At 57.4% G+C, this 14,747-nt stretch carries 12 protein-coding genes; 6 read left to right on the top strand and 6 right to left on the bottom strand.

What is annotated here, in order from left to right; all coding sequences use genetic code 11:
• Positions 1–44 precede the first annotated feature (44 nt).
• A complete protein-coding gene (locus TG4357_RS14525) occupies positions 45–893 on the bottom strand; it encodes a CHAD domain-containing protein (RefSeq protein ID WP_058263626.1) in 849 nt (282 codons plus the stop codon).
• Between the two features lie 166 nt (positions 894–1,059).
• On the opposite strand from TG4357_RS14525, the gene TG4357_RS14520 reads away from it, so the two are divergent.
• Entirely contained in the window at positions 1,060–3,348 is a 2,289-nt protein-coding gene (locus TG4357_RS14520) for a glycosyl hydrolase family 28-related protein (protein ID WP_058263625.1), read from the top strand.
• A 2-nt stretch (positions 3,349–3,350) separates the two neighbouring features.
• Here the strand turns inward: TG4357_RS14520 and TG4357_RS14515 are convergent, their stop codons facing one another.
• Together TG4357_RS14515 and TG4357_RS14510 are read right to left on the bottom strand one after the other, a co-directional pair.
• Complete coding sequence (locus tag TG4357_RS14515; protein ID WP_058263624.1) at positions 3,351–3,833, bottom strand: HugZ family pyridoxamine 5'-phosphate oxidase; 483 nt, start codon at positions 3,831–3,833, stop codon at positions 3,351–3,353.
• A 92-nt stretch (positions 3,834–3,925) separates the two neighbouring features.
• Entirely contained in the window at positions 3,926–4,576 is a 651-nt protein-coding gene (locus TG4357_RS14510; protein WP_058263623.1) for a hypothetical protein, read from the bottom strand.
• A 115-nt stretch (positions 4,577–4,691) separates the two neighbouring features.
• Here TG4357_RS14510 and TG4357_RS14505 point away from each other — a divergent pair, with 115 nt between their 5' ends.
• Positions 4,692–5,012, top strand: coding sequence for an antibiotic biosynthesis monooxygenase family protein (locus TG4357_RS14505; RefSeq protein WP_058263622.1), 321 nt, complete (start codon positions 4,692–4,694; stop codon positions 5,010–5,012).
• 26 nt (positions 5,013–5,038) lie between these two features.
• Here the strand turns inward: TG4357_RS14505 and trxC are convergent, their stop codons facing one another.
• Entirely contained in the window at positions 5,039–5,470 is a 432-nt protein-coding gene (gene trxC, locus TG4357_RS14500) for a thioredoxin TrxC (protein ID WP_058263621.1), read from the bottom strand.
• Between the two features lie 229 nt (positions 5,471–5,699).
• Here trxC and TG4357_RS14495 point away from each other — a divergent pair, with 229 nt between their 5' ends.
• From TG4357_RS14495 to TG4357_RS14480, 4 genes are all read left to right on the top strand, one after another.
• Complete coding sequence (locus TG4357_RS14495) at positions 5,700–5,906, top strand: cold-shock protein (protein ID WP_058263620.1); 207 nt, start codon at positions 5,700–5,702, stop codon at positions 5,904–5,906.
• A gap of 341 nt (positions 5,907–6,247) precedes the next feature.
• Positions 6,248–7,825 carry a 2-isopropylmalate synthase gene (locus TG4357_RS14490; protein WP_074646724.1) on the top strand — a complete coding sequence of 526 codons (1,578 nt, stop codon included), beginning with the start codon at positions 6,248–6,250 and terminating at the stop codon, positions 7,823–7,825.
• Between the two features lie 279 nt (positions 7,826–8,104).
• Positions 8,105–9,322, top strand: coding sequence for a sensor histidine kinase (locus tag TG4357_RS14485; RefSeq protein ID WP_058263619.1), 1,218 nt, complete (start codon positions 8,105–8,107; stop codon positions 9,320–9,322).
• A gap of 177 nt (positions 9,323–9,499) precedes the next feature.
• Entirely contained in the window at positions 9,500–10,810 is a 1,311-nt protein-coding gene (locus TG4357_RS14480; RefSeq protein ID WP_058263618.1) for a sensor histidine kinase, read from the top strand.
• Here the strand turns inward: TG4357_RS14480 and TG4357_RS14475 are convergent.
• The gene (locus TG4357_RS14475) at positions 10,785–13,337 is read right to left on the bottom strand and encodes a TIGR02302 family protein (RefSeq protein WP_058263617.1); all 2,553 of its coding nucleotides are present in this window, start codon (positions 13,335–13,337) and stop codon (positions 10,785–10,787) included. The genes TG4357_RS14480 and TG4357_RS14475 overlap by 26 nt on opposite strands.
• Before the next feature lie 33 nt (positions 13,338–13,370).
• Entirely contained in the window at positions 13,371–14,636 is a 1,266-nt protein-coding gene (gene lysA / locus TG4357_RS14470) for a diaminopimelate decarboxylase (RefSeq protein WP_058263934.1), read from the bottom strand.
• Between the last annotated feature and the right edge of the window lie 111 nt (positions 14,637–14,747).

The following is a 14,747-nucleotide window of genomic DNA, read 5'->3' as shown; positions in this document are numbered from 1 at the left end:
CGTCACGTCGGTCCGGCATTCGAACGGAACAACCGCGCTTCGCCCTAGCCTGCGCGACTGATCTTCCACCATTTGACCCAACGCTTGGCCAGATCACCGGGTTTGTCGGCCTTGAAACGGCGGCCCAAATCGTAGGCTTGCCGTTCCAGCGCACGCTGTCTTTTGCGCGCTTTGGCTTCAAGTTTGTCAGGCGCACCATTCGGGCCCTGCGCCAGCCTATCGCGGTAAACAGCCAGATCATGATGATCACCCAGCGCTTCGGCCAGCACCTGCGCCTCAAAGCGGCGGGCCCGGATCGGACCGGGCCAAGCCGATTGCATCAGCCGGGCATGATACCAGTGGTATTTCGCCCATGTGCGCCAGTGATGCAGATTTTCCGCGCTGTTTTTGTTCATCGCCTGTTCAAAAGCGGCATTCATCCGCTCCGCCACTTCGGTCAGGCCAATGGTCAGAATAGCGGCGTCCTTGCCCTTGAGCGTCCAACCGGCAGCCCGGTCGCGCAGCGCCCGGAAACCGTCCTCCACGCCTTCGGGCAGTGGTAATTCTTGCGATGACACCGCATCACCACCGAGGCTGCTATGGGTGTCCAACAGGACCGAGCGATCACGGCTATCGGCCAACAGGCGCGCCAGATCACGGATCGCGCAATCTTCGTCGCGGGCGGCTGCGAACCCATGATGCACAAGCCAGATCAATCCGCGCAGTTTCTTGCAGCGTTTGCGCAGGTTGTGAACCAGTTGTTTGCGATCTAATGCCGGGTCGCCCATGTCCAGCAATCCCGCATCAATCTGTTCCAGCGCGATCCGGCGAAGCGAGGATTGCAACGTCTTGTCTTTGCGGGTCAGACGATAAGTCATCGTATTTGCATCGATTTTCCGGGCATTTTTCATCATCTATTGGTTCCGGCCTGCGATTCAAGATCACATAGGTGTCACGGTGGTCTCAGCAGTCGTTAACGCTTCATTTGCTATCCCCTTTCCAGACCGGGATTGACCCGGATTACGCAAGGATGCCCAGCAAAACGCCCGACCGCGTGAGGGCCTGAGGAAAGGATAGAGGATGAACAAGGCGATTACCGACGGGGTGGTGTTCATGCCCACCGCCTTTGAATTCGGGCTGGATGTCTGGTCCAGCGGCGACGGCACACCGGGGTCGGATACATATGATGGCGCGGTAAATGCTGCATATGTGCCCTCCGATGCCGATTTCGCCGGTTGCCTGGAAGTGCAGAAAACCGTTTCGGTACAGAAGCTTCGCTATATGGGGCAAACGCCGCTTTATCCGGGGTGCTATTTGCGGATACGCGCAAAGGTAAAGGCGATCAGCGGCAGCCTGCCTTCGGTGCGGATTGCCGGTTGGGCCGGGGATGGCAGCGAAACCCATGTCGCCGGATTGACCGAGGTCGGACCCAGCGTGACGCTGACCGATTACGGTCAGGTCGTCGAGGTCAGCGCGATTGTCGGATCTGGCAATCGCGGTGGGGTCGATATGGTTTGGGGCAACGTGCCGATCTTTGGTCATTTCGGGTTGGACTTGACCGGGGCAAATGGCGGCGTGGTCAGGATCGATGATATCGAGATCGAAGATATCACCGATGTGTTTCACCGTGACCTGATGAACTGGGTCGATGTCCGCGATTACGGCGCGGTGGGTGATGGTGCCACCGATGACAGTGCCGCCTTTGAGGCTGCCAATGAGGCCGCCAACGGTCGTCGGATTCTGGTGTCGTCGGGCACCTATTATCTGGGATCCAGCGTGACGCTGTCCGCCCCGGTACAGTTCGAAGGCAGGTTGCTGATGCCCGACACAGCGATCCTGTCGCTGACCAAAGCATTCGACCTGCCCACCTATGTGGATGCGTTCGGCGACGAAATGCAGGCCTTCCGCAAGGCGTTTCAATCGCTGCTGAACAATTCCGATCATGAATCGCTGGATATGGGCGGGCTCAGGATCAGCGTCACCGGGCCGATCGACATGCAGGCAGCGGTGCCCAACCGCACCGAATTCGCCCAGCGGCGCCACATCCGCAACGGACAGTTCTATTGCGAGGACGCCAGCGATTGGGACACCGAGGTCTTCACCTCGACCGCCAGTTATTCAACCTCCGACCCCTTGCGGTTGAGCAATGTCGCCAATGTCGCCAATATTCCCATCGGTGCGCTGATTACCGGCAATGGGGTCGGGCGCGAAGTTTATGTCCGCGACAAGAACGTCGCGACGCAGCAAATCATCCTGTCGATGCCGATCTTCGATGCGGTGGGGACCCAGACCTATACCTTCACCCGCTACAAATACCTGCTGGATTTCAGTGGTTTTCAGAAGCTTTCCAAGTTTTCGATGTCGGATATCGAATTCCTGTGCAACGGGCGGGCCAGCGGCATCTTGTTGGCCCCTGTCGGATTGATTTTCCAAGTCAGGGACTGCTTCTTTACCGCGCCCAGGAACCGGGGCATCAGCTCGATCGGTGAAGGCTGTCAGGGGATGCTGATCGACCGCTGTCAGTTCCTGTCGAACGAAACCGGGATGCGGGTTCAGGACCGGGTGTCGATCGCGTTGAATGCCAATGCCAATGACGTCAAGCTGCGCAACAACCGGATCACCCAGTTCCGCCATTTCGCGGTTCTTGGCGGGACCAGTTCGATCATCACCGGCAATCACTGGTTTCAGGGGGACGATGAGGACGAAGGCGTACGCACGGCTGGGCTGGTCCTGACCAGCCCGCATAACCGCGCCACGATCAACGGCAATTATGTCGACAATTGTTCGATCGAATGGACCAATGAACATGACCATGAACCGGAATTCAGCAATGAATTTTCCTTCAGCGCGCTGAACATCACGAACAATATCTTCCAATCCATCGGATCAGCACCGTGGTTCCGCTTCATCGTGGTCAAACCGCATGGGAACGGCCATTTCATCAGCGGATTGAACATCACCGGCAATATTTTCCGCGCAATCCATGGCACGTTGGACCGGGTTGAATATGTCGATACCACCTATTCCGATCTGGATTACAGCCGCATGCGCAACATCACCATGCAGGGCAATATGTTCAACGCCATCAGTCAAGGCAGCTCCAATCCCGTGGTTTTGCAATTCGAACAGAATACCGGGGCCAGCATCTGGACCGTAGATTGCGGTGGCCCGCTCCCTTTTGGCGGTTACGCCCAGAATGTTGAAAGTCTGGTGGCGCGGTCCAAGATCAAGAACACCGCGAATGTCGCCATCTTTGACATGCCTTATATTGCTGTGGAACAGGGGGCTGATCGGGACCAGATACAACTGTTTTGGTCGCAACCAGTTCAAGGCAGTGTCGCAGTCACCGTTCGCATGGACAATGATTGAGCTTAAAGGCGCAAATCGTCGGGCGTCAGGGTAAAGGCCCTTCCGAATCCGCCATTGAGAAATGCCCCGGACACATCGAACAAGACAAATGAAAAATCGGCAAAGCCAATATAGAGCTTTGCCTTGGGATGGTCGCGCAAATAATGCGTGGCCATTTCCGCATGTCCGGGGGCACCGTGGCGCAAGAAACGCGCCTGTGCCTGTATTGTCAGACGCGGATGGGTCAGCGGGTCGCCTTTATCCCCCGGTTCGCCCACCAAAAGCGAACAGGCGGGATTGTGTTGCAGCGCACGGGTGTGATGCGCCAAATCCGAAATCAGACTAATCGGTCGTCCCTGCGGCGAAGTCCCCACCGCGACGCGACTGACCAGTGGGTGATCGCTTCCGGGATCTATCACGCCGAGCGCACCATATCGGGCTCTATCCAGCAGGCCGCGTGCCAGTTGGCGGGCTTCGTTATCGGTTGGGCGGATCAGATCAGGCATGGTGGAACGCTAGGGCGATGACGATTGAAGGGCAAGGGCCGCAAGGGACGGCCCCGCACGCTTTGGCCGCAGCGTCCCTGCCCTGCCAAAACCTAGAAATACCGCCATAAACTAATTTTCAGCCCACTTGCATTGCCACCGATCACTTCTTGGGTGACGCCCAGCTCCAACAGCCAGTCCTTGCCGATGGAGCGTGTCACCGAGGGGACCATTCGCAAAAATGGGGGATCTCCCACCGCTTTGCCGCTTTGGAATTGCAGCATCAATTTATGGCGGTCATCCCGGTTCAATCCGATGGTCAGGTCCGCTTTGTAATCGGAGGTTTTATCGCGCAGGTTCAATTCGATCGCGGTTTCAAGCGAAACCCACCCGTCGCCCAAGCGGCCGGAAAAGCCGCGGCCATAGGATAATCCGGGGCGGAAGGTCGGATTTCCGGCAATTTCCCCGAACCCCAGATCCAATACGATATGATGCGGTCCCATCAATGATCCGATGGGTAATTTCAGAAAACCAATGGTTTTGCCGTTGCCCGACACCCCCCGTCCCAGATCAAGCCCCAAAGTCAGGCGCGCCGCCACCCCATATTCCATATAGATCCCGGCATAATGATTGCCGCCTGAATTGGGATCGATCAGATAAGCGCTGGTTGAAAAGAACCCCGTCCCCTTGTCGCGCAGCCATGCTCCCGCCGGAGCGGTGGCCGGGACAAGCCAAATACAGATTGCCAAGAGGATTTTACGCATCGTTCTTCTCCCCGCAAAATCCTGACGGATTTTGGTAAAGAGCGAATTAACGATTTCACGCTTTTGGATTTTCCCGCCCCGGTGCTAGGCTGAACCATCAGCGGGAGGAAGAAACATGCCCAAGATTTCGCAAAACAATGATTTTCAGACGGTTCTCACCACCTTTGAAATGACGCCGGGCACCTGTCAGGATTTGCTTGAAGCCTTGACCGATGCCTATGACAGCTTCATCTCGAAGCAACCGGGGTTCATCGCTGCGGGTCTGCATGTGAATGATGCACAGACCCGGATCGCCAGCTATTCGCAATGGCGCAAGCGCGAGGATTTTCAGGCGATGCTGCGCACCAAGGAGATGCGCAGCCGAAATCGCAAGATTGCCGAACTGTGTAAAAGCTTCGAGCCGGTCATGTATGAGGTTGCCTACAGTTTCAATTGACGAAGCCGAAAGGCAAACCGTTCAAATCAAACCGCCGCTTTGACCCAATCGACGATGGCCGGGGCCGGGATTGCCCCGGATTGTCGCGCCTTTTCACGACCGTTGGCAAAGGCCGCCATGGTCGGGATACCGCGAATATTATAGACTGCTCCGGCCTTGGGGTGATCTTCGGTGTTCAGCTTGACCAGCCGCGCCTGACCGTTCAATTCCCCGGCCGCTTTGGAAAATTCCGGCGCCATCATCCGGCAAGGACCGCACCAAGGGGCCCAGAAATCGACCACCAAGGGCAGATCATCGTTGCGCGCAGCCTTTTGTAGGGTGTCAAAATCGATCTCGACCGCCTTGTTGGACATCAGCTTGGCACCGCAGGTGCCGCATTTCGGCGCTGCGGTCAGCTTGTCTTCGGGAACGCGGTTGACCTGACCGCAATCGAGACAGGTGATTTTCTTCGGTGCCATCACGGCCTCCTTTAATCATATATTAATTATTGAATGTAATGAGCCGCAAGTGAAACGACAAGACCACGCCTCAAGATCACTCTTGCCATGACTCAATCCTGCGCCCATATTTTCTGTGCGACGTTACTCTCTATCGACCACGGCCCTTTGACGGCTCAGTTTATCGATCTTGGACTGACGAGCCGGGCTGCCGCACTTCCGCGGGCAGCAATATCAAAGGAGACACCGCATGCCCACTGGCACCGTTAAATGGTTCAACACCACCAAAGGCTATGGCTTCATCGCCCCCGATGATGGCGGCAAAGACATTTTTGTCCATATTTCCGCCGTCGAACGGTCCGGCCTGACCGGCTTGGCCGACGATCAGAAAGTCAGCTACGACCTGCAATCGGGCCGCGACGGTCGCGAAAGCGCGGTGGACCTGAGCCTGCTTTGAACCCTCTGCCGCAGCGGTTCGGACGATGAACCGCCCCTAACGGGGCGGTTTTTAATCAAGCCAACGGAAAGACACCTAAGCCCCTGATCGATCCGTTTGATTATGGCGGAATACAAAATCTATCGATTGAGGGTTTTCTTTCACCACCCAGCGGGTATAAATCAAACCCATGATGATCAAGGGCCATAATTCGACCACACCACGCCGCATTGACGGCGCGTTGTCGATTGCTGCCCTGCTATTGCTAAGCCGCCTCTGAGCGTGCCGATCCCGGCGCGACCGCTCAGAGGATGTGCCCATTCGCGCCCAGGCTTTAGCAAGATTAGATAAAGAGACCCGACATGACCGATATGACCAAGCAAGACCACGTCTTGATCTTTGACACGACCCTGCGCGATGGCGAACAAAGCCCCGGCGCGACCATGACCCATGATGAAAAGCTGGAAATCGCCGAACTGCTGGATGAAATGGGCGTCGATATTATCGAAGCCGGTTTCCCGATCGCGTCCGAAGGCGATTTCGAAGCGGTAAAACAGATTTCCGAGCGGTCAAAGAATTCCACGATCTGCGGGCTGGCACGTGCCAATTTCAAGGATATCGACCGCTGCTGGGAAGCCGTGAAACACGCCGCCAAGCCACGCATTCACACCTTCATCGGTACCTCGCCACTGCACCGGGCCATTCCCGATCTGTCGATGGATGAAATGGCCGAGAAAATCCACGACACGGTCACCCATGCGCGCAACCTGTGCGGCGACGTGCAATGGTCCCCGATGGACGCAACACGCACCGAACACGATTACCTGTGCCGGGTGATCGAAATCGCGATCAAGGCCGGGGCCACCACGATCAACATTCCTGACACGGTGGGCTATACTGCCCCGCGCGAAAGCGCCGACTTGATCCGGATGCTGATCGAAAAAGTGCCCGGTGCCGAAGACGTGATTTTCGCCACCCATTGCCATAATGACCTTGGCATGGCGACGGCCAACGCGCTGGCCGCAGTCGAAGCGGGTGCGCGGCAGATCGAATGCACTGTCAATGGGCTTGGCGAACGGGCCGGTAATACCGCCTTGGAAGAAGTGGTGATGGCACTGAAGGTGCGCAACGACATCATGCCCTACCAGACTCGGATCGATACCACCAAGATCATGCACATTTCGCGCCGGGTCGCGACCGTGTCGGGGTTCCCGGTACAGTTCAACAAGGCGATCGTCGGCAAAAACGCCTTTGCCCACGAATCCGGCATCCATCAGGACGGTATGCTGAAGAATTCGGAAACGTTCGAAATCATGCGTCCCGAAGATGTCGGCATCGCGGGCACGTCGCTGCCGCTGGGCAAACATTCCGGCCGCGCGGCGCTGCGCGCCAAGATGAACGAGCTTGGCTTCGATCTGGCCGCCAATCAGTTGAACGACATCTTCGTGCGCTTCAAGGAACTGGCTGATCGAAAGAAAGAAGTCTTTGACGATGACCTGATCGCATTGGTGCAGGACGAAGTCGTGCAAGGTGGCGCGGACGCGTTGCAACTGAAACGGCTGCGCGTCGTTTGCGGCACCGAAGGCCCGCAGGAAGCCGAACTGACGATGACCGTCAACGGCGAAGAAAAGACTATCGACGCCACCGGCGATGGCCCGGTCGATGCCGCCTTCAACGCGGTCAAGATGCTGTATCCCCACAAGGCGAAACTGCAGCTGTATCAAGTCCATGCGGTCACCGAGGGCACTGATGCGCAAGCCACTGTTTCGGTTCGAATCGAAGAAGATGGTCGAATCGCGACCGGCCAATCAGCCGATACGGACACGGTTGTCGCAAGCGTGAAGGCCTATATACATGCTTTGAACAGATTGATTGTCCGCCGTGAAAAGACATCCCCTGGTGGTGACCGCAAGGAAATCAACTACAAAGACGTCCATTGATCCAATAACGACGTATCCATAAGGCGGCCCCGGGTTCTCCCGGGGCTTGTTTTATAACCCTTTGGTATGTATTAGCATTTCCTTGCGTCGGGCCATGATATCACGGCCATGAATTTGTGTAGGCTTGGACGCCTTTCCGGCCCCTTCACCAGGCTCCGGGGATAGTGTGACAGGCTTTTGGGTACTTGTGACCAGGGGTGAAAAGCGGTGTTCCAGCGATTCAACTTCGGCGGATACGGCTTCTTTCCTGCTCCGACTCGATTCGAGCGGCAGGTCAGGATGTCTTATTCTGTCCTGGTGATCCTGATCTTCCTCTCCATTTATTCGGTTGTCAGCAACGCGATTTTGAACGCACCGGTTTCGACCGCACTATCGGCGGGTGGCTTTACAGGGCTTGCCGTATCGGCGCTGTTGCACCGTATCGGTCACCATAACAGCGCACGGATACTGATGCTGCTGAATTCCAACCTGTTGCTGTTTGTGTCGTGCTATTTCGAAGATCCCGTCGGCAATGCTTCACTGATAATGCTGGCTTTCGTCGGACTTCCTTTCATCGTCTTTTCCTGGCGCGAAAACCCGATAATCGTGATGGCCCTGTCGATCCTGCCGCTGATCCTTTGGAACATCCTGATCTTTACGAATTTTGGCAACGGTGCCTATGTTGAAATCGATGTAGAAATATCCAAGAGCTTTTCTTATTGGCATTCCTTTCTGGTGTTTTTCTTCATTGCATTGGAATTCTGGTATTTCGATTTCGTGACGCACAGCTATTCCACAGCATTGCGCCAATCTCTTAGTGCAGAGAAGAAATCTGGTCGTGCCAAGACCGCATTTCTGTCGTCCATGAATCACGAATTGCAAACCCCGTTGAACGCCATTGTTGGTGGTGCCGAACTGTTACGCAAACATCCCCAAGCCTCTGCGGACATCCTCAGGCTAGCGGATTATGTAGGCCATGCAGGACAGGACATTCTGTCCCTGATGGAAAAAAGCATGTCCTATACACGCGTCACCAGTGGGCCGGTCAATGCCACGCTTCGACCCGAAGATCCTATGGAACTGATCACTTCGATTCTCGACCAGATCAACCCCTTGATACAGTCGAAAAATATTGACGTTGAAATCACGCGGACATGTTCCGATCTGGTTTTGACTGATGTGCGGATGTTGTCAGAAGCTCTGACACATCTGATTGACAACGCGGCGAAATATTCGCCGGAAAAGGGTAAGATTCGGATCGTTGTGACCCAAGGCCTTGATCACATGCTGCGCATTTCGATCAAGGATAACGGCTCTGGCATCCCCAAGAACAAGCGCCAACAGGTGTTTTTACCCTTCGAACGTCTGGAACAGTCGCTGGGAACGGAATCGGGGAGCGGGGTCGGCCTGACCATCGCCAAAGCCTATATCACTGCGATGTCGGGCGATATCGGCATCAGCAGTTGCACCGATGGCGGCACCCATGTGTGGGTGGAACTGCCGCTGGCCGACAGGTGATGCTTGTTTCGCAAGGGAATGAAGCAGCCACCGCTTTGGTTGCGCCTGATACCGACAGTTTCTTGAAAAAGAACACCAATGTGACGTTCGTTGGCTGTACAAAGTCAACCAACCACACCCCACGATGCCAGAGTTCGATGTAACGCGATGCTGACGAAGACAGACAGAAGACAAGAAATGTTCAAGCGTTGGGACAGCGGGATGGGTCGGTTCTATCCGCAGCCATCCAAGAACCGGCGCCAAATTCGGGCGGCGTTCAACATTGCAGTCACTGTTGCAGTCATTTCCTTTATAGAAGCGCTGATTCTACTCATTTCCGGTGCCTATACGACGGCGATTGGCAGCCTCCTTGTTTTCGCCGGTGCTGTGACCGGAGTTTTTCTACATCGCCGCGCACGGCACCTGAGCGCGCGGGTGATCGTGCTCAGCATGCTTAATATCGGCACCTTTCTGGGCAGTTTCACCATCCATCCCGACAGCAATTACTGGTATCATCTCTATTTGTATGTCGGCTTACCTTTCCTGATCTTGTCCTGGCGCGACAACCGGATTTTAGTGCTGATCTTTACCACACTGCCAATGATCTGCTGGATGGTTTTGCAGTTAACCAATTTTGGAAATCTGGCCTATATCGAGATCGATCAGGATCAGGCGGTCGCGTATCGCTATGTTTATGCCGCCTACACGGTGATTTTCGTGGTTGTGGATTTCGCCCTCTACAACTGGATCGCACAAAGTTACGATCTGGCGCTACGCAAGGCCTTGCGCGCCGAGAAGAAAGCGGGCCGTGCAAAAACCGCCTTTTTATCTTCGATGAGTCACGAAATCCGCACACCGCTGAATGCGGTTATCGGGGCTTCGGACCTGTTGCAGAGCCACCCCGATGCGCCCCCCGAAATCCGGCGCATCGCCGAAGCAATCTGCAGCGCCGGATTGGACATCCTGTCACAAACCGAACGCACCACGGCCTTTACCCGCTTGTTGTCCGGATCGGTGCACGCCGTGCCGCAGGTCGTCAATCCGATCCACCATGTCGGGCAGGCCATTGAAAGATTACAAGACGACATTGCGCTGAAAGATCTCAAGCTGAAGATCATCGAAGCCGAGGGCTTCCGCATCCATGCTGATCCCGCCATGTTGACCGAAACCCTGTTCCATCTGGTCGACCGCGCCATTGGCAACACGACAAAAGGTGGCCAGATCAAGATTGAACTGGCACCGGGCAACAAAATCATGCGCATTTCTGTCACCGATGACGGTCCGACCGTACCGCTTGGCCAACGCGAAAGCTTGTTCCTTTTCGACGAACCGCTTGATCTTAACTTCAACACTGGGTCGGACAGTCGGATGGGGATGGCAATTGCAGGTGCCTATGTAAAGGCGATGGGGGGCCGAATCGGCATTGGCAGGCCACACATCCCCGGTTGCGAGCTTTGGATTGATCTGCCGATCGCCGAACAGCTCAGAATCTCTCCAGCAGCCGCTTGAGATAGTCCAGTTCTTCGCGCGATCTGACCCCTTCGCCCGACCGGCGGCGGATTTCATCCAGCAATTCGCGGGCCCGGCGATAAACATCTTCACCCTGAAGCAGGTTCTGATCGCCGCCCAGCGCCCCGCCCGATCCCGGGCTGCGCCCCAGTGGATCGCGTTCTGCCGACCGGGCATTGCCCTGTGCCTGGCCTTGTCCGCCCTGACGTTCCTGTTCGGCTTCGGCCATAGCTTCGCCCAGATTGCGGATCCCTTCGCGCAGGGCGTTCATCGCTTCGGCCTGTTGGTCGATCGCGCCGGCCAGATCGTCCTGACGCAGCGCCTCTTCGGCCCCGCGCATGGCGCGGTCGGCCTGTTCCAAAGCATCACGCGCGGCTTGCCCCGCCTGCGTGTCTTCGCCTGGCAGATTGCCGCGCTGGCGATTCAGTTCGTTGCGCAAATTATTCTGCCGCTCGGCCAGACTCTGTTCGCCAGGCTGACCGGTTTCGCCTTGCTGACCATTGCCTTCTCCACCCTGACCGTCATGGGATTGCCCCTGACCTTCGCCGCCGCTGCGGCCCTGATTATTCTGCGACTGGCCCTGATTGACACCGGGATTGAACTGTTCTTGCAGATCACGGAAAGCCTGATCCGACAGGCCCTGCTGATCGCGCAGGGTTTCAGCCAGATTGTCCATCGCCTGCTGCCCGGGGGAAGGTTGCCCTTCGCCACCCTGGGTCACCCGCATGTTTTCCATCAGTTGCTGCAGTTCTTCCAGCGCCTGCTGAGCTTCGGCCATCCGGCCCTGTTCCATCAATTCTTGAATCCGGTCCATCATCCGTTGCAGATCATTCATATCCATCTGCATCGATTGTTGGTTCTCGGCGCTGTCAAAGTCTTCGCTCTGTTGCTGCTGTGCCTGACGCGACAATTGCCGCATGTAATCTTGTGTCGCGTCGCGCAATTCCTGCATCAGTTCGGCGATTTCGCTTTCGCTAGCGCCGCGTTTCATCGCTTCGTTCAACCGTTCCTGAGCCTGCTGCATGCGTTCGCGCGCATCGTCGATATCACCGTCTTCCAGTTGCACCGCCAAATCCCACAACGCCTGCGCGATCTCATCGCGCTGCTGGGCGCTGATCCCGGCATTAGCAAAACCTTCCAGCCGCCGCAGGATCACCCGGAATTGCAGATAGGTCGCTTCGGAGCGGAACAACCGGTCTTCGGGTTTCCACGACACCGCGCGCAGCACCTGCGCCACCCGTGTGGCATTGTCACGGTTCCACATGAGATCGCGGCGCTGTTCGATGACGGCCGCAGCCAGCGGATCGAAAAACCGCCGCCCCGGCAAAGCCATCGTGACCGGCGGTGCCAAACCGGTCTGCCCGGCGGCATCGGTCACTTGCAGACGGATGCTTACCGGCAGGTTGGCCCATGGATGTTGGGAAAAATCGTCGATCAGGTTTTCGGTGAAATCCGCCCGGCTGCCGGTGATCGGCAGCGTCAGATCCCGTTCGATCAAAGCGCGCGGTTCGGGGTCGAGAGCCAACCCAAAACGACGGTCGAGCGCGGCAATGTCCAGATCGATATGCGCTTGACCGGAAACCACCCCATAATCGTCCTCGGCCCGGTAGGGCAGGCTCATCCGCCCGTCGAATGATGTCTCGGACGGACCGGTCAGGGCGACGCTGGGCGCGGCATCTGGCACCAGCGCGACATCCCAAGATCGACCGCCAGCACCGTTGATTTCCAGCCGCCCCTCCTGAGCGACGGTGAATTGCTGTTCCGGGTCCGATGCAGGCGGCACTTCGCTGCTGCGTCCGGATACGGTTTCGGCAAGGGTCAAACGACCAATTTCGCCGTAAAACCGCAAGATGATGCGGCTACCCTGCGGAATGCCCAGCTCATCATCGGTTTGATCCGGCAGATAAAGCACCGGCAACCCGGTATAGCCCGGTGGTTCTATCCAGCCTTCCCAGGACGGTCCCGCCGCCAGCGCCGCACCGTCTGGGCCAAGCACAGGCACGCCCCCCATCCGGTCCAGCGATCCGAAGAATATCCCGACCGCAATCCCCATCAGGGCGACATAGCGCAGGGCAAAAGGATCTCTCCGTGACACTTTGAGATCGGGCGGCACCGCGCGAGCTTCGCTCAACCGCGCCGCCATCCGCGCTTGGTGGGCCTGCCACAGCGCCCGAGACGCGGGGTCATCGTTGCCGATGGCCTGCGCATCGTGAACCGCTTGCAACGGTCGGCCGGCCAGGGTGGCATCCAGCCGCGCCATCGCCTCGGCGCGCCGTGGCCAGTGGAAGGCCCGCAGCCCGTATCCGCCGGTCAGGATCAGTGCCACCGCAGTCACGATCACTGCCGTCCAGACCAGTTCCACCGCCATCGACTGATGCAGCCCCAGCATCGGCAGGGCCAGACAGACCATCGCGACGCTCCACAATGGCCAGAAGGCATGGGTCGCACGTTCGGCGATCAACCCTGCCCAGGTCAGTCGCAGCGGCCAGCGGATCGTGGTTTCAAACGCGCGTTCGGGTGTCGTCATACCTTATCCCAACGGCCATGCACGGGGATCGCGCTACAGCCATGCCGGAATGGTATCCCGATTTATCATTTCGTCAAAGGTCGGACGTGCACGAATAACCGCAAATTGATCTTCATGCACCAGAACTTCGGGGACCAATGGCCGGGTATTGTATTCGCTGGCCATCACCGCGCCATAGGCCCCGGCCGACCGGAAAGCGACCAGATCGCCCGCCACCAGCGGCGGCATCATTCGCTGTTTGGCGAAAGTATCACCGGATTCGCAGACCGGGCCGACGATGTCATAGGGGCGTTGTTCGACCCCGGCATCCGGTTCAATCACTGGAATGATATCGTGATGTGCTTCGTACATCGCTGGGCGCACCAGATCGTTCATCGCCCCATCCAAGATCAGGAAATCGCGGCCTTCGCCGGATTTCATGTAGATCACCTTTGACACCATGATCCCGGCATTACCCGCGATCAACCGCCCCGGTTCGATCTCGATCTCGCAGCCCAGATCGCCCAGTTCTTCGCGGATCATCGCGCCGTATTCGGCGGGCAGCGGCGGTGCTTCGTTCGAACGGGTGTAAGGAATGCCCAAACCGCCGCCCAGATCAAGCCGGTCAATGACATGGCCATCGGTGCGCAAGGCCCGGGTCAGGTCGGCCACTTTGCGATAGGCTTGCCGAAACGGTTCAAGATCGGTCAATTGGCTGCCAATATGAACATCGATACCGACCACTTTCAGCCCCGGCAGACGTGCGGCATGGGCATAGACCGCGCGCGCCCGCGCGATAGGAATGCCGAATTTGTTTTCGCTCTTGCCGGTAGCGATCTTGGCATGAGTCTTGGCATCGACATCCGGATTGACCCGCACCGTCACCGGCGCAACCACACCCATCGCGGTGGCGACCTCGTTAAGAACTTCCATTTCGGGTTCGGATTCCAGATTGAACTGGCGAATCCCCCCCGCCAGTGCGGCACGCATTTCCTCGCGGGTCTTGCCAACGCCGGAAAACACGATTTTTTCACCCGGCACGCCGGCGGCGATTGCGCGGGCATATTCGCCGCCCGAAACCACGTCCATCCCCGCGCCCGCCTGCGCCAAAGTGGTCAGAATCGCCTGATTGCTGGCCGCCTTCATCGCATAGCAAACCACATGGTCGATCCCTGCCAGCGCTTCGTCGAACAGCCGGAAATGACGCAGCAGCGTGGCGGTGGAATAACAATAAAACGGCGTGCCGACCTGGGCGGCAATCTCGGCCACCGGCACATTTTCGGCGCAGAGCGCCCCGTCTTTATACAGGAAATGATCCATGTCTTGCGCCCTTCGCTTGCGTTCCATGCCTCATAGCCAGAGCCGCGCGGCATTTCAATTGATCAAAACGGGCACGCCTGCGGCGCGCACATGCCTATCTCCTCTCCCGCC

It is taken from the genome of Thalassovita gelatinovora (genome assembly GCF_001458355.1).
Classification (GTDB): domain Bacteria; phylum Pseudomonadota; class Alphaproteobacteria; order Rhodobacterales; family Rhodobacteraceae; genus Thalassobius; species Thalassobius gelatinovorus.
The sequence above is the reverse complement of the archived record's forward strand: the minus strand, read 5'-3'. Positions and strand labels throughout refer to the sequence as shown.

Bases quoted from the DNA above. Each gene is read 5' to 3' on its own strand.
- TG4357_RS14520 (WP_058263625.1), top strand. From the start codon at position 1,060: ATGAACAAGGCGATTACCGACGGGGTGGTGTTCATGCCCACCGCCTTT.
- TG4357_RS14480 (WP_058263618.1), top strand. From the start codon at position 9,500: ATGTTCAAGCGTTGGGACAGCGGGATGGGTCGGTTCTATCCGCAGCCA.
- TG4357_RS14495 (WP_058263620.1), top strand. From the start codon at position 5,700: ATGCCCACTGGCACCGTTAAATGGTTCAACACCACCAAAGGCTATGGC.
- TG4357_RS14515 (WP_058263624.1), bottom strand. From the start codon at position 3,833: ATGCCTGATCTGATCCGCCCAACCGATAACGAAGCCCGCCAACTGGCA.
- TG4357_RS14525 (WP_058263626.1), bottom strand. From the start codon at position 893: ATGATGAAAAATGCCCGGAAAATCGATGCAAATACGATGACTTATCGT.
- TG4357_RS14490 (WP_074646724.1), top strand. From the start codon at position 6,248: ATGACCGATATGACCAAGCAAGACCACGTCTTGATCTTTGACACGACC.
- lysA (WP_058263934.1), bottom strand. From the start codon at position 14,636: ATGGATCATTTCCTGTATAAAGACGGGGCGCTCTGCGCCGAAAATGTG.
- TG4357_RS14510 (WP_058263623.1), bottom strand. From the start codon at position 4,576: ATGCGTAAAATCCTCTTGGCAATCTGTATTTGGCTTGTCCCGGCCACC.
- trxC (WP_058263621.1), bottom strand. From the start codon at position 5,470: ATGGCACCGAAGAAAATCACCTGTCTCGATTGCGGTCAGGTCAACCGC.
- TG4357_RS14485 (WP_058263619.1), top strand. From the start codon at position 8,105: ATGTCTTATTCTGTCCTGGTGATCCTGATCTTCCTCTCCATTTATTCG.
- TG4357_RS14505 (WP_058263622.1), top strand. From the start codon at position 4,692: ATGCCCAAGATTTCGCAAAACAATGATTTTCAGACGGTTCTCACCACC.
- TG4357_RS14475 (WP_058263617.1), bottom strand. From the start codon at position 13,337: ATGACGACACCCGAACGCGCGTTTGAAACCACGATCCGCTGGCCGCTG.